General features: G+C 72.2%; 17 protein-coding genes and 1 pseudogene. 7 read left to right on the forward strand and 11 right to left on the reverse strand.

Annotated elements, in window-relative coordinates; genetic code table 11:
• Positions 1-26 precede the first annotated feature (26 nt).
• From IF46_RS0131660 to IF46_RS0131700, 9 genes are all read right to left on the reverse strand, one after another.
• On the reverse strand, positions 27-344 hold the full coding sequence (locus IF46_RS0131660) for an antibiotic biosynthesis monooxygenase family protein (protein ID WP_036393898.1): 318 nt from the start codon (positions 342-344) through the stop codon (positions 27-29).
• Entirely contained in the window at positions 341-1,597 is a 1,257-nt protein-coding gene (locus tag IF46_RS0131665) for a beta-ketoacyl synthase N-terminal-like domain-containing protein (RefSeq protein WP_030492079.1), read from the reverse strand. Before IF46_RS0131665 ends, IF46_RS0131660 begins: the two co-directional genes overlap by 4 nt.
• Before the next feature lie 156 nt (positions 1,598-1,753).
• Positions 1,754-3,028: a beta-ketoacyl-[acyl-carrier-protein] synthase family protein gene (locus tag IF46_RS0131670; protein WP_030492080.1), complete on the reverse strand. Its 1,275-nt coding sequence runs from the start codon at positions 3,026-3,028 to the stop codon at positions 1,754-1,756.
• A gap of 55 nt (positions 3,029-3,083) precedes the next feature.
• Positions 3,084-3,491 (reverse strand): cupin domain-containing protein, encoded by a 408-nt coding sequence (locus IF46_RS0131675; protein WP_030492081.1) that lies wholly within the window; start codon positions 3,489-3,491, stop codon positions 3,084-3,086.
• Positions 3,484-4,239, reverse strand: a complete 756-nt coding sequence (locus tag IF46_RS0131680; protein ID WP_051724297.1) for an SRPBCC family protein — start codon at positions 4,237-4,239, stop codon at positions 3,484-3,486. The genes IF46_RS0131675 and IF46_RS0131680 overlap by 8 nt, the downstream gene beginning before the upstream one ends.
• Positions 4,236-5,666 carry an acetyl-CoA carboxylase biotin carboxylase subunit gene (locus tag IF46_RS0131685; protein WP_030492083.1) on the reverse strand — a complete coding sequence of 477 codons (1,431 nt, stop codon included), beginning with the start codon at positions 5,664-5,666 and terminating at the stop codon, positions 4,236-4,238. The genes IF46_RS0131680 and IF46_RS0131685 overlap by 4 nt, the downstream gene beginning before the upstream one ends.
• A 19-nt stretch (positions 5,667-5,685) precedes the next feature.
• Positions 5,686-6,216, reverse strand: coding sequence for an acetyl-CoA carboxylase biotin carboxyl carrier protein (locus IF46_RS0131690; RefSeq protein ID WP_084598124.1), 531 nt, complete (start codon positions 6,214-6,216; stop codon positions 5,686-5,688).
• Positions 6,213-7,964 (reverse strand): acetyl-CoA carboxylase carboxyl transferase subunit, encoded by a 1,752-nt coding sequence (locus IF46_RS0131695; protein ID WP_030492085.1) that lies wholly within the window; start codon positions 7,962-7,964, stop codon positions 6,213-6,215. Before IF46_RS0131695 ends, IF46_RS0131690 begins: the two co-directional genes overlap by 4 nt.
• Positions 7,961-8,299: a TcmI family type II polyketide cyclase gene (locus tag IF46_RS0131700; protein WP_030492086.1), complete on the reverse strand. Its 339-nt coding sequence runs from the start codon at positions 8,297-8,299 to the stop codon at positions 7,961-7,963. Before IF46_RS0131700 ends, IF46_RS0131695 begins: the two co-directional genes overlap by 4 nt.
• Positions 8,300-8,724: 425 nt before the next feature.
• On the opposite strand from IF46_RS0131700, the gene IF46_RS0131705 reads away from it, so the two are divergent.
• The 4 genes and pseudogenes from IF46_RS0131705 (at position 8,725) to IF46_RS35845 (ending at position 12,802) form a co-directional block, all read left to right on the forward strand.
• The gene (locus tag IF46_RS0131705; protein WP_036393902.1) at positions 8,725-9,522 is read left to right on the forward strand and encodes an AfsR/SARP family transcriptional regulator; all 798 of its coding nucleotides are present in this window, start codon (positions 8,725-8,727) and stop codon (positions 9,520-9,522) included.
• 93 nt (positions 9,523-9,615) lie between these two features.
• Positions 9,616-9,933 (forward strand): annotated as a pseudogene (locus IF46_RS0131710) (TcmI family type II polyketide cyclase); the annotation flags it as partial.
• A 124-nt stretch (positions 9,934-10,057) separates the two neighbouring features.
• Positions 10,058-11,407, forward strand: coding sequence for an FAD-dependent oxidoreductase (locus tag IF46_RS0131715; protein ID WP_030492089.1), 1,350 nt, complete (start codon positions 10,058-10,060; stop codon positions 11,405-11,407).
• Positions 11,408-11,707: 300 nt separating this feature from the next.
• Positions 11,708-12,802: a hypothetical protein gene (locus IF46_RS35845; protein ID WP_051724298.1), complete on the forward strand. Its 1,095-nt coding sequence runs from the start codon at positions 11,708-11,710 to the stop codon at positions 12,800-12,802.
• A gap of 216 nt (positions 12,803-13,018) precedes the next feature.
• Here IF46_RS35845 and IF46_RS0131725 read toward each other — a convergent pair whose 3' ends face one another.
• A complete protein-coding gene (locus IF46_RS0131725) occupies positions 13,019-13,321 on the reverse strand; it encodes a GNAT family N-acetyltransferase (RefSeq protein ID WP_030492091.1) in 303 nt (100 codons plus the stop codon).
• Between the two features lie 160 nt (positions 13,322-13,481).
• Here IF46_RS0131725 and IF46_RS32995 point away from each other — a divergent pair, with 160 nt between their 5' ends.
• The 3 genes from IF46_RS32995 to IF46_RS0131740 all read left to right on the forward strand — a co-directional run bounded on the left by IF46_RS32995 (position 13,482) and on the right by IF46_RS0131740 (position 17,630).
• Positions 13,482-14,177, forward strand: a complete 696-nt coding sequence (locus IF46_RS32995; protein WP_051724299.1) for a DUF1223 domain-containing protein — start codon at positions 13,482-13,484, stop codon at positions 14,175-14,177.
• A gap of 40 nt (positions 14,178-14,217) precedes the next feature.
• A complete protein-coding gene (locus IF46_RS0131735) occupies positions 14,218-14,592 on the forward strand; it encodes an MmcQ/YjbR family DNA-binding protein (RefSeq protein WP_030492093.1) in 375 nt (124 codons plus the stop codon).
• Positions 14,593-14,747: 155 nt separating this feature from the next.
• Entirely contained in the window at positions 14,748-17,630 is a 2,883-nt protein-coding gene (locus IF46_RS0131740; RefSeq protein ID WP_030492094.1) for a glycosyl hydrolase, read from the forward strand.
• Positions 17,631-17,723: 93 nt separating this feature from the next.
• Here the strand turns inward: IF46_RS0131740 and IF46_RS0131745 are convergent.
• Positions 17,724-18,396, reverse strand: a 673-nt coding sequence (locus tag IF46_RS0131745; protein ID WP_030492095.1) for an endo-1,4-beta-xylanase, incomplete at its 5' end; no start/stop codon positions are given.

Below are 18,396 nucleotides of genomic sequence, written 5' to 3' on the forward strand. Positions count from 1 at the left end.
GGGCGGGGGCGGGCGGGGAGGGGCGGTCAGGTTAGGGCTGGGGTCTGGGCGTGGATGTGGAAGCGCAGCGAGCGGGCGTCGGTGAAGCACTCCCGCATCGGGCGCACCAGCTCCCGGTGCTCCGGGCTGCGTTCCCAGTCTTCGAAGTCGGCCAGGCTCGCCCACTCACTGGTGATCAGCCACTGCTCCGGGTCGGTCGACGAACGGCACACCTGGTCGACCAGGTGCCCCGGCACGCCGCCGGCGACCAGGTGCCGTACTTCCTCGTACGCGGCGAGGAACTGCTCGGTGCGCGGCACCGGCACCCGTACCAGAAAGACCACCCGGGCTCGCTGCTCGCTCATGACGCCTCTCCCCTCATCGGCGCGGCCCCGCGCAGGACCAGCGCGCTGTTGAACCCGTCGAAGCCCCGCGCGCAGACCAGCGCGAGCCGGCTGCGCGGTTGGCGGTGTTCCCGCAGGAAGTCCAGCTCGCAGCCCTCGGCTACCTCGTCCGGCCCCGCCGACGCGGGCAGCGTGTCGTGGGCGAAGGCGAGCAGCGCGGTGGCCACGTCCAACGCCGAGCCACCCTGGTACGCCCGACCGGTAAGCGGTTTCTGCGTGGTCACCGGAGGCGGCCGGTCGGCAAACACGGCTCGCAGCGCCTCGGCCTCGCTGCGGTCGTAGCGGGGCACACCGAGCGCGTCGGGCAGCACCACGTCGACCCCGGCCGCCGCGACACCGGCCCGGTCCAGGGCCAGGCGCATCGCCCGCGCGTACTGGGCCGGGTCGCCGCTGCTCTCCGCAGTGGTGTGCGCGGCGTCGTGGGTGGAGCCCCACCCGCTCACCTCGCCGTAGACCCGGGCACCCCGGGCCAGGGCGTGCCCCAACTCCTCCACCACGAACACCGCTCCCCCCTCGGCCGGCAGGTAGCCGCTGGCCGTGGCGTCGAACGGCCGGTACGCCCGCTCCGGGTCGGCGACGTCGCTGAGCAGCCCGGAGCGCAGCTGGCAGGCGAGCGCGTACGGGCTCAACGGGCACTCGGTGGCCCCGGCGATGACGACCGGGGTGCCTCGGCGCACCGCGCGGGCGGCGTGCGCCAGGCTGTCCAGCCCGCCGGCCGACTCCGCGACCAGCACCCCGCTCGGGCCCTTGAACTGGTGGTGGATGGAGAGCTGCCCGACGCTTGCCGCGTAGAACCAGGCGATCGACTGGTACGCCCCGACCGTGCGGGACGTGCCGCCCCAGAGGCGTTGCAGCTCCCGTTGACCGAACAGGTTGCCGCCGGACGAGCTGGCCAGGGTCACCGCGTAGCCGTACGGGTCGGGGGCCCGGTCGGGCAGGCCGGCGTCGGCCAGCGCCAGCCGGGTGGCGGCGAAGCCGAGGTGCGTCCACCTGTCGGTCTGCACCAGTTGTCGACTGTCGGCGTAGGAGTCGGCGGCGAAGTCGGGCACCTCCCCGCCGAAGCGGGTCGGGTAACCGGACGGGTCGAACAGCGTGATCGGTCCGGTCCGGCGGGTGCCGGCGAGGACCGTACGCCAGTGCGCGTCCGCGCCGATGCCGCTCGGTGCGACCACCCCGATGCCGGTCACCACGGCGCGAGCGACCTCGGCGCTCACGCCAGCACTCCGCTTCGCTCCGCGCCGACGCGAGACGCCACGCTGCTGTGCCTGATGGTTCGCTCGCTACGCTCGTTCACGCCAGCACTCCGCTTCGCTCCGCGCCGGCGCGAGACGCCACGCTGCTGTGCCTGATGGTTCGCTCGCTACGCTCGTTCACGCCGCCACCGCGCCGAGCATCCGCCGGAAGACCATCGCCGACTGGAAGCCGCCGAACCCGCTGCCCACCGAGAGGGCGACGTCCACCGGGACCTCCCGCGCCTCGTTGGGTACGTAGTCCAGGTCGCACTCCGGGTCCCGGGTGCTCCAGTTCGCCGTCGGCGGCACCACGCCGAACTCGATGGCGAGGGCGCACGCCGCCATCTCGATCGACCCGATCGCCCCGAGCGAGTGCCCCACCATCGACTTGATCGAGCTGATCGGCACCCGGTACGCGGCCTGACCCAACGCCCGCTTGAACGCGGCCGTCTCGTGCCGGTCGTTCTGCCGGGTGCCCGAGCCGTGCGCGCTGATGTAGGAAACCTGCTCGGGCAGGATCCTGCCCTGCTTGAGCGCGTCGGTGACGGCGAGGCTCATCTCCAGCCCGTCCGGGCGTAGCCCGGTCATGTGGAATCCGTTGCTGCGGCTGGCGTAGCCGGCCACCTCGCAGTAGATGTGCGCGCCGCGCCGCCGGGCGTGCCCGGCCTCCTCCAGCACCAGCACCGCCCCGCCCTCGGCCAGCACGAAGCCGTGCCGGTCGGCGTCGAACGGGCGGGAGGCGTGCGCCGGGTCGTCGTTGTCCGGGCTGGTCGCCTTGATCGCGTCGAACGAGGCGACCGTGACCGGCGAGATCGGTGAGTCGGCCGCGCCGGCCAGCATCACGTCCGCCTCACCGTCCACGATCATCTGGTGGGCGTAGCCGATGGCGTCGATGCCGGAGGTGCAGCCGGTGGAGACCACCTGCGCCGGGCCGTGCAACCCGTGCCGGCAGGCCACGTCCGCCGCGAGGCTGCTGGGCACCAGCGCCTGATAGAGGTACGGGCCACCGCGCGCCCCGTCGACCAGCCAGCGCCGGCCGTGCTCGCTGACGGTGACGTACTCCTGCTCCAACGCCATCGTGCCGCCCACCGCCGTGCCCAGCACCACCCCGGCCCGGTCCCGCTCGGCGTCGGTGAGCAGCAGTTGGGCGTCGGCCATCGCCTCGGCGGAGCAGGCCAGCGCGAACTGCACGTATCGGTCGGCCCGCCGCTGTTCGGCCTCGCTGAGCCCTGCGGCGACCGGATCGAAGTCGCACTCCGCCGCGATCTGCGACCGGAACGCTGACGGGTCGAAGAAGCTGATCCGCCGGGTGGCGGTCCGGCCCTCGGTGATGGTCTTCCAGAAGCGGTCCCGGCTGGCGCCGCCGGGGGCGACCACCCCAATCCCGGTCACCACCGTGCGGCGCCCGCTCATCGCGCCACCTCTGTTCGCGACTGCGGGGCTCGCAAACCCGGCTCACTCCTCGCGCTCACGACGATCCGCCCCGCTGTTCGACCAGCTCGGTGTCGACGTGGCCCAGCTCGGGCCGGGGGGCGAGCGGGCCCAGGTGGAAGACCACCTCGGCCGGTTCGACACCGGTGTTGCGCAGTCGGTGCCGCACGTTCACCGGTACGAACAGCCCCTCGCCGGCGGCCAGCAGCGTCGGCTGGTCGTCCAGGTCGACGGTGATCGCGCCGCGGACCAGGTACAGGAACTCCTCGCTGTACGGGTGGTAGTGCTCGGCGATCCGCTCCCCTGGCGCGAGCGTGGCCACCCCGAGAAAGCCCGAGGTGCTGCCGACGGTGCGGGGGCCGAGCAGCACCCGCAACTCGCCGCCGCGACGGCGGTCGGCGGGTACGTCCCGGGCGGCGATCGGGCGGGTGCTCAGGTCACTCATCGTCGGCTCCCGTCGGCGCGTCGCTGGCGGTCGGGCTGGCCTGGTCGGCGCGCTGCCAGGCGATCCGCTCCAGCCGGTCCTTGATCACCGCGAGTTGGATGACGCTGTTGGTGTTGATCCGCTCGGTCATCGCGGCGTTGTCGACCGGCGCGGTCGGCTTCATCGCGAAGTCCTGCGTCCAGGCCATCCGGGTGCCACCGGCCTCCTCGGTGTAGCGCCAGTGGATCCGCATGTACTCGAACGGCCCGGTCTCCACCCGGTGCGCCCGGACCTGCCTGCTCACCGGGTCGGCGGTGCGTTCGCTGACCCAGCTCCAGGACACCCCGTTCTCGTCGGGGTACATGGTGAGCCGGAACCGCACCGTGTGCCCCTCGCGGTGCAGGATCTCCACCACGGCGTACTCGGTGAACAGCTCGGTCCAGTTCGCCACGTCGTTGGTGATGTCCCAGACCAGCCCCAGGGGCGCCTCGATGACCACGCTGTTCTCGGTGTGCCCGGGCGGGTCGGCGCGGCGGGCGACCAGGTCGGCCACCGCTGGGATGCTCAGCTGCCCGGCCTGCTCGGGGATGCTGACCTGCCAGCGGTCGGCGACGACCGCCGACAGCTCCAGCAGGGCGAGCGAGTCCATGCCCAACTCCTCCAGCGACGCGGCGGGCGCCCGGGCCGCGGCGTCGGCGTCCAGCCCGCAGTGCGCCACCAGGATGTCGGTGATCTCGGCGGTCATCGGGCGACCATGGGTGACGGTCATCGGGTCCTCCTGTGGGTTGCGTCGGGCTCCGCGGCGGGCGCGGTGCGCGGTGTGGGGGTGGACGTCGGCCGCCGCGCGGGTGCGGCGAGCAGACGGTCGACCAGGCCGGTGGTGTAGCGGCCTTTGCGGAATGCGGCGTCGTCGAGCACCCGCCGGACGAACGGGATGGTGGTGTGCACGCCGGGGCCGGCGACGTCGAACTCGTCCAGGGCCCGTTCCAGCCGGTTGAGGGCCAGCTCCCGGTCGGGCGCCCAGACGATCACCTTGGCCAGCAGCGAGTCGTACCAGGGGCCGACCAGGTAGCCGGCGCTGGCGTGGGTGTCCACCCGGGTGAACGGGCCGCCGGGCGGGGTGAACCGCTCCAACCGGCCGGGGGTGGGGGCGAAGCCGCGTTCGGGGTCCTCGGTGTTGACCCGGCACTCGACTGCGACGCCGCGCAGCCGAATCTCCTCCTGCCGCCAGCGCAGCGGCACCCCGGCGGCGATGTGCAGTTGCTCGTGCACCAGGTCGATCCCGGTGACCATCTCGGTGACCGGATGCTCCACCTGGATCCGGCAGTTGATCTCCAGGAAGTGGAACTTCTCCTCGGCGTCGACCAGGAACTCCAGTGTGCCGGCACCGACGAAGCCGACCTGGAGCGCACCCCGCAGGGCGGTCTCGGCGATGGTGTCGAGGACGGCTGCGGGCAGCGCCGGCGCAGGCGCCTCCTCGACGAGCTTCTGGTGCCGGCGCTGCACCGAGCAGTCCCGGGTGCCCAGGTGAACCCCGTTTCCGTGGGAGTCGCAGAGCACCTGCACCTCGACGTGCCGCGCCTCGGTGAGGTAGCGCTCGACGTACACCCGGTCGTCGCCGAAGGCGGCCTGCGCGGCGGCCCGGGTGCGCGCGTAGGCCCGGTGCAGCTCACCCGGGGTGCGCACCACTGTCATCCCCCGGCCCCCGCCCCCGGCGGCGGCCTTCACGATCACCGGGTAGCCGACGGCCTCGGCCACCTCGGCCGCCGCGGCGGCGGTCGGCACCGGCGCGACACTTCCCGGCGACAGCGGCAGACCGGCGCGGCTCATCAGCGCCCGCGCCGAGGACTTGTCGGCCAGCGCGGCCATCACCGCCGGCGGCGGGCCGATGAACGTCAGCCCGTTGTCGGCGCAGATCTCGGCGAAGTCGGCGTCCTCGGAGAGGAAGCCGTAGCCGGGGTGCACGGCCTGCGCACCCACCTGCCGGGCCGCCTCCACGATGGCGGCGGCGTTGAGGTAGCTGCGCCGACTCGACGCGGGCCCGATCCGGATGGCCTGGTCGGCGAGGCGGACCGCCACCGAGTCGGCGTCGGCGGCGGAGTAGACCACCGCCGTACGCACGCCCAGCTCCTTGCAGGCGCGCAGCACCCGCAGCGCGATCTCGCCCCGGTTGGCGATCAGCACGGTCTCGAACATGGTCATCCACCCCGCGCGGTCATGCCGGGTCCAGTTCGACCAACGGCTGGTCGTACTCGACCGGCTGGCCGTCCTCGACGAGGATCGCGGCCACCCGCCCGGCCCGGTCGGCGGTCACCTCGTTCATCAGCTTCATCGCCTCGACGATGGCGACCGGCTGCCCCGGGCGGACCAGGTCGCCCACCGCGACGAACGGCCGCGCGCCCGGCTCCGGCGCCCGGTAGAAGGTGCCGACGATCGGTGCCCTAACCGCGGCGTGCCCGGGCACTGGCGGCCGGATCACCGCCGGCGGGGCGACGGGCGCCGGCACGACCGGCGGTGCCGCCTCGGTCCGGGGCAGGGGCACGTCCGGACGGGTCGCGTCGTCGGGGTGCCACTCGACCTCCAGCACCGCCGGCCCGCTGCGCAGCCGGATCCGGCGGACCGGCCCGGCCAGCTCGGCGATCAGGTGCTGCGCCTGCCGGCGCAATCCGGCCAGCGCCTCCTCGCCACCCACCCCGACCTCGTCGGACGCGTCGACTGTCGACACCGTCGCGTCGCTGGCGGTCATCGCAGGCCCACCTGGGTGCCGGCGCGGGTCGCGCCGAAGCGCCGGAAGCGTTGCCGGCGCAGCCGGACCAGCATGGCGGGGGGCACGTCCAGCAGCGGCAGGAGGTTGGCCAGCAGGGCGGCACGCAACCGGAGGGCGGTCTCCGCCGGGTCGTCGTGCGCGGCGGTCGCCGGCTCCGACACGACCTCGTCGACCACCCCGATCCGGCACAGGTCGGGCGCGGTCAGTCGCAGCGCGCGGGCCGCCTGCGGCGCCGCGGACCGGTCCGGCCAGAGGATCGCCGCACACCCCTCGGGGCTGATCACCGAGTAGACGGCGTTCTCCAGCATCAGCACCCGGTCGGCCACCGCCAGCGCCAGCGCACCGCCGCTGCCGCCCTCCCCGGTGATCACCGCGAGCACGGGGGTGGGCAACACGGTGAGGGTGAGGATGTTCTCGGCGATGGCGGCCGCCTGGCCCTGCTCCTCCGCGCTCACCCCGGGATCAGCGCCGGGGGTGTCCACGAGGGTGATCACGGGCAGGCCGAGGCGGGCCGCGAGGCGCATCAGCCGCAGCGCCTTGCGGTGCCCGGCCGGGCTGGCCATGCCGAAGTTGCGGGCCACCAACTCGGCGGTGGTGTGGCCCTTCTGGTGGCCGATGACCATGACGTGCCGGCCGGCCAGTCGCGCCAGGCCACCCACGATGGCCGGGCAGTCCCCGCCGAGCCGATCGCCGTGCAGCTCCACGAACCCGTCGAAGACCGAGTCGAGGTAGTCCAGTGTGGTGGGCCGCCCGGGGTGCCGCGCCATCCGGACGGTGTCCCACGCGTCGCGTACCGCCGTGGTGTCCCCCGCTTGCGGGGGAGCGGGGTCTGTGTCGGCCGCCGCCAGGGCCACGCCGTCGGCGGCGAGACGCTCGCGGCGCGGCGCCGGCTCCTGCCGGGGTACGGGCGGACGCGCCGGAGCGCCGATGCGGGTCGCGGCGAGCAGCGCCGCCAACTGTCCGCGCAGCGACCGACGCTGCACCACCATGTCGACCTGCCCGTGTCGGAGCAGGAAGTCGGCGGTCTGGAAGCCCTCCGGCAGGGCCCGGCCGGTGACCTGACGGATCACCCGGGGGCCGGCGAAGCCCATCCGCGCGCCGCTCTCGGCGAGCACCAGATCGGTGTTGGTGGCGAACGAGGCGGCCACCCCACCGTAGGTCGGGTCGGTGAGGACGCTCACGGTGAGCAGCCCCGCCTCGCGCAGCGCGGCGATGGCCTGGCTGACGGTAGCCATCTGCATCAACGACAGCGCACCCTCCTGCATCCGCGCCCCACCGGAGGCGGTGACCAGGACGAGTGGGGTGCGGTCGTCCAGCGCTCGTTCGGCCGTCCGGGTGATCAGCTCGCCCACCGCGCAGCCCAGACTGCCGCCGAGGAAGCGGAAGTCCATCACCGCCAACGCCACCGGGTGCCCGCCGATGGTGGCCGTGGCGCAGACGACCGCCTCGGCCAGGCCGGTGCTGGCCCGCGCGCCGGTAAGTCGGTGCGGGTACGGCAGCACGTCGACGAAGCCGATCGGGTCCGCCTCCGGCAGTCGGTCGGGCAGCAGGCGCAGCGACCCCGGGTCGACCAGTTGGCGCAGGCGCTCTGGCGCGCCCAGTCGGGCATGCTCGCCGCACTCCGGGCAGACGTCGAGGTTGCGGCGCAACCGTTTGCGGTAGAGCAGGCTGGCGCAGCCCGCGCAGCGGGACCAGAGCTGCTCTTCGCGCGGCGCGGTGGCCGTCACGGCCGCCGCCCGGTGTCCGGGGCGTCGAACCGGTAGAAGCACCGCGCCATGGCATCGCGCGGCGAGCGCCAGGTCGGCAGGTACGGCGAGACGTACGGGCGCAGACGGTCGCTGACCCGGATGAATTCGGGGTGCTCACGAGCGGCCTCCACCGCGCCCTCCGCCGGCTGCGCGGTCTCGAGCAGGTGCACATAGAGGTCGTGCAGGCGGTACAGCGAGCGGTGCCGGACACCGACCAGGCGCGGCAGCTCCGTCGCGTCCGACTCGGCGAAGATCTCGGCGACCCGCTCCTCGGCGGTCGGATCCACCTTCGCGACGATCAGCGATCGCTCCATACTGGGCCTCCCCCCACGGCGTCCGGCCGGCGACGGGTGGCCCCCGGACGCGCTGGACGACTGCCGACACGATGCGCCGGTCCTCGTCACGGCGGCGTCACCGCGCCGGGCCGGTTAGCGACGCATGGCCGTGACGCTGCGTTGACGCAACCTGTGTATCAGCTATGCGTCCGACGTACTCCACGCGTCAATGTTTGCGCAGTTCAGAACCGATCTCGGGTTGACTGTCGCCAATAGAAGGTCCATGCTGACATTGACTCAACGTGACCGTTATTGATAATCTTGAGCACGGTCAGCCCTTCTGCTTCGGCGGGCGTGGCCGTGCCCGGTCATGCCGCGATCGGTGGGGTCGACAGTGGCGTCGCGGGCAACCGATCCGGGACACAGCAGACAGTCGGGACGAGCGTTCCGCAGGGGGTGCCGCCGTGGCCGCTGATCCGTCCGTGCCGACCGCCGGAGACCCGCCCGAGGAGGGCGTCTCACTCCACCTGCTCGGAGGCTTCCGACTGCTCCGCGAGGCGGCGCCGGTCGTGGTGCCGCGCGGGCTGCAACGGGTGATCGCGCTGATCGGGCTCCGCCCCGGCGCCACCCGCAGCCAGCTCGCCGGGCTGCTCTGGCCGGACGCGCCGGAGGAGCGGGCGCTGTCCTCACTGCGCACCGCCCTGTGGCGGCTCCGACAGGACCCGTGCTGCCCGATGACCGTGGCCAGCGACACCGTACGCCTCAGCCCGGCGGTCCGGCTCGACGTGGACGACCTGGTCGGCACCGCGGCCCGGGTCCGCGACGGCGACGATCCCAGCACCGCGGCCGGGGCGCTCGCCGCCGGGCGACACGACCTCCTCCCCGGTTGGTACGACGACTGGGTGCTGCTGGACCGGGAGCGACTGCGCCAACTCCGCCTGCACATGCTGGAACAGGTGGCCGGGCAGCACCTGGCCGCGGGGAGGCACGGCGAGGCCCTCGAAGCCGCGCTGGAGGCGATGGCCGCCGAGCCGCTACGGGAGACACCACACCGACTGGTGGTCCGCATCCACCTGGCCGAGGGCAACGCCTTCGAAGCCGTGCACGCCTTCTACGTGTACCGGGACCTGCTACGCCGCGAGCTTCGGCTGGAGCCGAGCCCCGCCATGAGCGCCCTGCTCGACGACACCCTCGCCCCGATCCGCCAGGCCAGCCGCGAAGCCATCACGGACCGCCCGTCACCGGCCGGTCGCCGGACGTGACGGTGATGTGACAGGTGCTGCGGCACGGTGGGCGCACAAAGCACGTGGCACCGACCCCCGAGGGTCGGACACGCCACCGGCGGAAGGGGTCCCATGAGTCGTCTACTGATCGTCAGCCGGATCATCCCTGGAGCGGAGGGGCGGGTCGCGCAGATCTTCGCCGAATCCGACGCCACCGAACTCCCCAGCCTGACCGGCGTCACGCACCGATCTCTGTACTGCCTGCACGACCTGTGCGTACACCTGCTGGAGACCTCGGACGACGTCGACCCGGACGCACTCGCGGCGGCCCGCAACCACCCGCTCTTCCAGCAGGTCAACGAGCGGCTCTCCGCGCACACCTCCCCGTACCTGCCGACTTGGCGCTCCCCCCGCGACGCGATCGCCGCCTGCTTCTACCGCTGGGACGCCACCGACGTGCCTACGGTGCGCCCAGCCAGCACCGACGTGCCAGCGGCACGCCCAGCCGGCACCGACGTGCCGGCAGCACGCCCAGCCGGCACCGAGGCACCCGCCGCGCACCCGGCCGGCTGACATGTCCGCCGCCCCACCGCACGTCCTGATCATCGGCGCGGGCACGGGCGGGCTGTGCCTGGCGCACGGCCTGCGCCGCGCCGGGATCAGCGCCACTGTCTACGAACGGCACCGCGACCGCGCCGAGGGGCTGCTCGGCTACCGGGTCGGCATCGGCCCCACCGGTAGCCGGGCACTGCGGGAGTGCCTGCCCCCGGAGTTGTTCGCCACCTTCCTGGCCACCTGCGCCCGGCCGCCGCACTACTTCAACGTCGTCACCCAGGGGCTGCGCCAGACCGCGTCGTTCGCGCTGCGGCCGAGCGCCGACCCGGTACGCACCGAACACTCGGTGGCCCGGATGGTGCTGCGCCAGGTCCTGCTGACCGGCCTGGAGGACGTGGTGCACTTCGACAAGACCTTCACCCGGTACGAGCAGCGCGACGACGGCACCGTCACCGCGCACTTCGCCGACGGCAGCAGCGCCACCGGCGACCTGCTGGTGGCAGCCGACGGCACCCACTCCGCCGTACGCCGTCAGTACCTGCCACACGCCGTCACCCGCGACGCCGGGACGATCAACATCGCTACCCGGATCCCGCTGACCCCGCACACCCGGGGCCTCATCCCGGAGCGGGTCCAGCAGGGCATCTCGCTGATCTTCGGCGTCGGCGGAATGATGGGCGTGCTGCACGTCATGGAGTTCAAGTGGGACGCCCAGCGGGCGATCAAGCCCGGCGTCGACGACGTCGACGCCGCCCTGCTGCGCGACTGGCCCGGCCTGGCCCACGACACCACCACCGACAACATCAACCTGATCATCTGGAGTACGGCCCGCCGATTCCCCGCCGACATCATGGAACGCCGGGGCGAGGACCTCGTGCGAGTCGCCCTGGACCTCACCTCGAACTGGCACCCGCACCTACGGGAATTGCTGACCCACGCGGACCGGGCCAGCGCCCTACCGATCAAGGTGTCCACGTCCGAGCCGGTGCCGCCCTGGAAGAGCAGCACCGTCACCATGCTCGGCGACGCCATCCACACCATGACCCCCGGTCGCGGTGTTGGCGCGAACACCGCGCTGCGCGACGCCCGCCTGCTCTGCGAGCAACTCCGCCGCGCCACCGCCGGCGACAAGACCCTGCTCCAGGCGGTCGCCGACTACGAGGCCGTGATGGCACCGTACGGCTTCGCGCGGGTCGCCGAATCGTTGAATCGCAGCGGCACCAGCGGCGACGACCGGATGTACCGGCCGGTGGTGGGCCGGCTCGCGCTGCTCGGCGCGCGCGGCTACTTCGGAGTGACCAGCCGGGTACCACGGCTGCGTCGTCGGTTCGTCGACGACTTCCACACCTACGAGGGCGACCGGGACTGAACCTGGTATCGACCTGATCCGGGCTCGGCGTCCCCCGCCGGGCCCGGGTCTCGTCGTGTCCCGGTCCGTTCTCGTCGTGTCCCGGTCCTGTCGCGGCTGGGTTTCGCGGTGATCGGCGCGACGCTGTGTTACTCGGCAGGCACCCGCTGAGGTAACTGGACCACCCACAACGCCCTCGGCCGATCCTGTCTCTCGTCGGCAATACGCATGTGCAAAGCTGCGGCGAGTTTTTCTCGTGAATTTTCCAACTAGGTGATAGGGAGGTTCGCCGTGGCGTGGTCTTTCGGACACTCGCTGATAGTGGTACTGGCACTGTTGCTGGGCCTGGCCGCCGGGTGGCTGCTGCGCGGCCGGCGGGGCGCACAGGGCAGCTCGATAGTGGATGGTGACCCCGTCGCCGGCCTGGCCGTGATCTCCACGCCCACGCCGGCCGCCACCACCGACGAGGCAAAGCCTGCGGCCGCCGTCGACCCAGCACCCACCGCGGTCGCTGACGAGCCGGTGCCGGTCGACACGGTCAGCGCGCCAGCCGCGCTGACCGAGCCGAATGGTCCGACCCCGGTGCCCGTTCCGGCCGATGCCCCGAGCACCGTCGACACGGCGGACATGGCGCTGACCGAGGACCCGCCGCCGGCACCGGCCGCCGAGCAGTCCGACCCCGCCGAGCTGCAGCCGGAGCTGGAGCCGGTAGTGGAATCGGCCCCCGAGCCGGTCACGGTCGACGAGCAGCCCGCCCCGGCGGCCGTGATCGCTCCCCGCCAGCCCGCGGACGACCTCCTGTCCGCCGACCCGGCACCGCTTGACACGACGCCGGCCGACAATGTGCCGGCCGCAACCGCCCTGACCGACACGACGCCGGCCGACGATGTGCCGGCCGCCGCGGGCCCGGCCGACGATGCGCCGGTCTCCGTCGGCCCGGCCGACGATGCGGAGGCCAACACCCCGGCGGTGGACACGACGCCGGCAGCGGCGCCAACGACCGCCGACCTGTCGGCAGCCGAGCCGGTGACCGCCGAGCCGGTCGACGCCGACGCGGAGACGGAGCGGCCGGCGGTGGCCACGCCTCCGGTTCGGCCGATCACCGCCGCGACCCCTCCGGTCCGTTCGGCTGCCGACGCGGCGATCAGCAGCGTCGACGCCGACCCGACGGGCCCGGCCGACGACTTCCGCCGCATTCAGGGGATCGGGCCGAAGATGGCGAGCGCGTTGCAGGACGCTGGCGTACGCACGTACGGCCAACTCGGCGACTTGGACGAGCCGGCGCTGCGCGACCTGATCCGGGCCGCCGGCCTGCGCGCCGCACCTGGGCTGGCCAGCTGGCCGCAGCAGGCGCGCGTGCTCGCCGGTGCCGGCGACGAGATGGCCGCGGTGCTGCCCAACGGCGACCAGGTCTGACGCCTGTATTCGAGCCCCCGGCAGCCGTCCATCGCGACGGCTGGCCGGGGGCTCGGCCGTAGCTGCCGAAGATCCGCCGACGCGCGGCACACCTCCCCCAAGATCGTGCTCGATCCTGGTTGTAGTGGCATCGGTTCGCGGCGGATGCCACTACAACCAGGATGTTGCGCGATCTTGGGGGAGGAAGCGGTGGGCGGAATCGGCGGCGCCGCCCGCTTATTTGATCTTGCGGGTGGAGCGGACCACGATGCCCTCGTACTCCGGGTGCTTGACCAGCCAGTCGGCGAGGAACGGGCAGATCGGCACCACGGTCCGGCGCTTGCTCCGCGCGTCGTCCAGCACGGCCCGCGCCAGCATCGACCCGACGCCTTTGCCCTCGTACGCCGGGTCGACCTCGGTGTGGGTGTAGGCGATGATCGAGCCGGTCAGCTGGTAGGTGACGAACCCGGCGACCGCACCCGCCTCGTCGCGCGCCTCGAAGCGCTCCCGCTCCGGCACGTCTGTCACGGTGTACTGCACCCGACCATCCAACCACCCGACCCGGCGGCACCCGCTGCGAGGCCGGCAGGTCAGCAGACCGCGAGGCCGGCAGGGGACGCGACCCCACGCGCATTGTCTCGGCCGGAACGGGAAACACACCGCCGCCAGGCGGGCGCACCGTGGGAGGGAACACGCCACCATGACGAATCCATCGGCCGACGGCGGCTTCGCCGTCGTCGAGATGTTCACCTCCCAGGGCTGCAACAGCTGCCCACCGGCGGAGGAGCTGCTGAGCGAGATCGAGCGTGACGCACGGGCTCGGGGACAGAACGTCTTCGCCCTGGGGTTCCACGTCGACTACTGGGACGACCTGGGGTGGCCCGACCAGTTCGCGGACGCTTCGTACACCGCGCGGCAGGAGGCGTACGCCCGGGCGTTCGGCTCCGGACGTCTGTATACCCCGCAGATGGTCGTCAACGGCACCGTCGAGTTCGTCGGCTCCGATCGTCGACGGGCAGCCGGCGCGATCATGTCCGCCGTGGCGTCGACCACCACCACACCACTCGCCCTGTCGGTGGCCGATCGCGGCGCCGGTCGGGTGCTGCTGGACTACCGGACCGAACGGCCGCCGGAGCGCGCGGTGTTGCAGGTGGCGATCGTGGAACGGGGCCTGGACAGCGAGATCGCCCGAGGGGAGAACGCCGGGCGGACGCTGCGGCAGGACAACGTCGTACGCGCCTTCAGGTCGGTGGGGCTGGACGCCGAGCGGGGGCAGGTCGAGTTGGCGCTGCCACCTGATCTCGATCCGCACAACGCCAGCGTGGTCGGCTACGTTCAGGAGAACGGCGACCGGGCCATCGTCGGCGCGAGCGCCATCGAGCTGTCCACCGCGTAATCTCGGCGCATGCGGATGGTGCGCGGTGCGAGGGGTTTCGGTGGCGGACGCGGATGACGTACGCCGGGTGGCGCTGGCCCTGCCACACACGGTGGAGGTCCCCAGTGACGGCTTCGACTTCCGGGTGGCCGACAAGGGCTTCGTCTGGTCCTATCCGGAGCGGATACCGGGAAAACCGCGGGTGATCCGGCTCGACATCGCGGTGCTGTTCGTTGGCGACGAGGCCGAGAAGCAGGCTCTCCTGCTCGGGGAGCCCGACGTCTTCTTCACCACGCCGGGCTACGACGGGCTGCCCCTGGTGCTGTTGCGCCTGACGGAGGTCGACCTCGACCGGCTGACCGAGCTGGTGACCGACGCGTGGCGGATGCGCGCGCCGGACGCGCTGCTGGGCGACCGCGCGGACGCCGGCAAATAGCGACATCAGCACGCAACAGGTAGGACACATTGACGGGGATCTCGGTACTCCACTACCGTAACTGAGAGAGCGCTCTCTCACCTGACCTTCCCCCCAATTCAGACGCATCGCGTCGGACCCGGCAAGGCCGCACCCCGGCGCGCGATGGAGGCACGATGAAACATCCCGTCCCCCACCGCCGATGGGCCCTGGCCGCCGCCACCGCGCTGGCCCTGGTCGTCGGCGGCCTCGCGATCCCCGTCACCCGCGCGGCCGAAGCCGCACCCGTCGGTGCCGGCAGCTACACCACCACCCCGGTCGGTCCGCTCCCCAGCGGCTGCGGCTCGATGTCCAGCAACCCCCGGCAGTTCGCCACCGCCAACGCGCCCGCCGGGCCGATACCCACCAACGACTGGTGGTCATCGCTGCTGTGGAAGCGCACCGACTGCTCCTTCAGTGAGCCCCTGCACGCCCACCCAATCTCGTACGACACCTTCACCGACGGGCTCGGCTTCTCCGCCAACTCCACGCCCGCCATCAGCGGCACCGCGACCGGTGTTGGTGAGTTCCACTACCCGTACGTGCAGGACATCCGGGTCGGCGTGGCCGGGCTCGGCGCACCCCAGGTCAAGGTCGACGGCTGGAGCGACTGGACGGTCAGCCCGCACTGGAGCGACGGCACGCGCACCCTGCGCGCGACCATCGGCCACGGTCTGCCCTTCGCGTACTTCCAGAGCACCGGCGGGGACGCGGTGATCAGCACCGCCGGCACCCCCGAGGTCTGGTCCAACAGTGGCGCCACCATCGGCTTCCGGGTCAACGGCCACGACTACGTCGGGTACGCGCCCAGCGGCGCCAACTGGACCGTCGCGTCCGGTCGGATCTCCTCCACCCTGGCCGGTCGCGGTTACTTCTCCGTCGCCCTGCTGCCACCGACGTCCAGCGCGACCGAGCGCGCCGCGCTGGCCGCGACCTACGGTCAGTACGCGCACGCCCACGTGACCGGCACCCAGGTCTCCTACGCCTACAACCCCGCGACGAGCGGCCTGACCACCACGTACGCGTTCACGACGACCGCCCGGGAGGGCACCGCCACGCAGACCGTGGTCAGCCTCTACCCGCACCAGTGGAAGTCGCTGAGCGGCTCCACCGCGATCACGCCGACCTACCCATCGGCGCGCGGCCGGATGAAGGTGCTCACCGGCGTCAACCAGTTCCGCACCGCCATGAAGTTCCAGGGCATCCTGCCGGAGCTGCCGGCCGTCGGCGACGGCAGCGGCAGCGACCTGTCGACGCTCACCGGGCACCTGACCGCCGCCCGCGCCAACCCGATGGACCAGCGCGGCAACGACACCTACTGGACCGGCAAAGGGCTCGGCCGGGCCGCGCGGATCGCCGAGATCGCCGACCAGGTCAACGACGTCACGACGCGTGACAGCGCGCTGAACGCGATCCGCAGCACGCTCACCGACTGGTTCACCGCGTCCAGCGGCAAGACCAGCCGGGTCTTCTACTACGACAACAACTGGGGCACCCTGATCGGCTACCCGGCGTCGTACGGGTCTGACCAGGAGCTCAACGACCACCACTTCCACTACGGCTACTTCATCGCCGCCGCCGCGACGCTGGCGAAGTTCGACCCGACCTGGGCGGCCACCAGCCGCTACGGCGGGATGGTGGACCTGCTCATCCGCGACGCCAACAACTACCGCCGCGACGACACCCGCTTCCCGTACCTGCGCGACTTCGACATCTACGCCGGCCACGACTGGGCGTCCGGGCACGGCTCCTTCGGCTCCGGCAACAACCAGGAGTCCTCGTCGGAGGGGATGAACTTCGCCAGCGCCCTGATCCAGTGGGGGCAGGCGACAGGTGACACCGCCGTCCGCGACGCGGGTGTCTTCCTCTACACCACCCAGGCCGCGGCCATCCAGGAGTACTGGTTCGACGTCAGCGACCAGAACTTCCCCAGCGCGTTCGGGCACTCGACGGTCGGCATGGTCTGGGGTGACGGCGGCGCGTACGCCACCTGGTTCAGCGGCGAGCCGGAGATGATCCAGGGCATCAACCTGCTCCCGGTCACCGGCGGACACCTCTACCTGGGCAACAACCCGGCGTACGTGCGGACCAACTACGCCGAACTCGTCCGCAACAACGGCGGGCCACCGACGGTGTGGCAGGACATCCTCTGGCAGTTCCAGGCCCTCGGTGACGCCGACGCGGCGTTGGCGAACCTGCGCGCGAACCCCGGCTACACCCCGGAGGAGGGTGAGAGCCGGGCACACACCTTCCACTGGATCCGCAACCTCGCGGCTCTTGGCACCGTCGACACGACGGTGACCGGCAACCACCCGCTGTCGGCGGTCTTCTCCCGCAACGGGGCCCGCACCTACGTGGCATCGAATCCGACGGCGACGCCGATCACTGTGACGTTCTCCAACGGCACGACGCTCACCGTGGGCGCCGGCAAGACGGCCACCACCGGGGCGTACACCTGGAGTGGGGGTAACGCGGCCGGCGGCGTCCCGCCGACGACGCCGACGGACCCCCCGCCGACGACCACCCCGCCGACGACCACCCCGCCGCCGTCCACCGGCGGTCCGACCCGCTACCTACTGCCCGGGGGTGGGTTGGGCGCCTCCGGCAGCGCGGCCACGACAACGGTCGCGGCGGCCAACGGAAACCACGACGGTACGCCCACCAACGCGCAGGTCTTCACGGCGACCGGCCTCAACCTCGCCTACTCGGGCGGTCAGACCGCCTTCGACCTGTTCGTGGACGCCGGGACGGCGGTCGGCAACGGCGTGCAGGTGCGGGTCTCCTACGACCTCACCGGCAACGGCAGTTGGGAACGGGTGGAGACGCTGCGCTACTTCGCCACCGACCCGGTGCCCGGCTACGAGCACTACACCCAGAACGCCGGTCTCTCCTCGGCCACCGGCACCTTGGGTGCGCTGAGCAACGGCACGGTGCGGGTGGAGGTCTGGTCGGCGATCGGCAACAACCCGAGCACGGTGGGCATCGGCAACCAGTCGGTGCTGCGGCTTCCGTACTCCTGATCGACCCGTTCGGTCGCGACACGACGCCGGCCGGTGTGGCGGACCAGGATCGGTCCCCCACACCGGCCGGTGTGTGCGGTCAGTCGGTCATGCTCAGGAGGCGGTGCAGGTGGGCGTCATGCCCGCGCCGCTGCCGGTGCCCTGGAAACCGAACTCGGTGACCTGGCCCGCGCCGAGGCGGCCGTTGTAGTCCACGTTGGTGAAGCGCACGGTGCCGCTGGAACCACTGGCCGTCGCGCTCCAGGTGTTGGTGACGCTCGCACCACTTGCAAGGGTGACGCTGACGTTCCATCCGCTCGTACCGGCAGAGCCGGCGGTCACCTTCACGGTGGCCACGAATCCGCCGTTCCACGAGTTCAGCGACACCGACGCCGAGCAACCGCCAGTGGTGGGCGGCGGGGTGGTCGGCGGCGGGTCGGTGGGCGGCGGCGTCGTCGGCGGCGGGTCCGTCGGCGGCGGCGTCGTCGGGATGCCGGGGCCAGCGTTGAGGGCGTTCAGGACGTTCGTGTACGCGGCCTTCTTGTTGCCGTTGCAGTCGAACAGCAGGGCGTTGTCGGACCCGCGCCACGAGTCGCAGTCACGCACCCCCCACACCGTGATGCCGGTGCAGCGGGAGACGTTCATGCAGGCTCGGGTGACAGACCCGAAGATGTTGGCCTGGTTGCCGCCGGTCATCACGTCCAGCTCGGTGATCTGCACATCCACACCGAGATCAGCGAACCGCTGCAGATTCGCCTGGTAGTCACCGGCCAGCGAGGTGCCCAGG

Origin of the sequence: Micromonospora chokoriensis (assembly GCF_000718555.1) — a bacterium.
Lineage (GTDB): Bacteria > Actinomycetota > Actinomycetes > Mycobacteriales > Micromonosporaceae > Micromonospora > Micromonospora chokoriensis_B.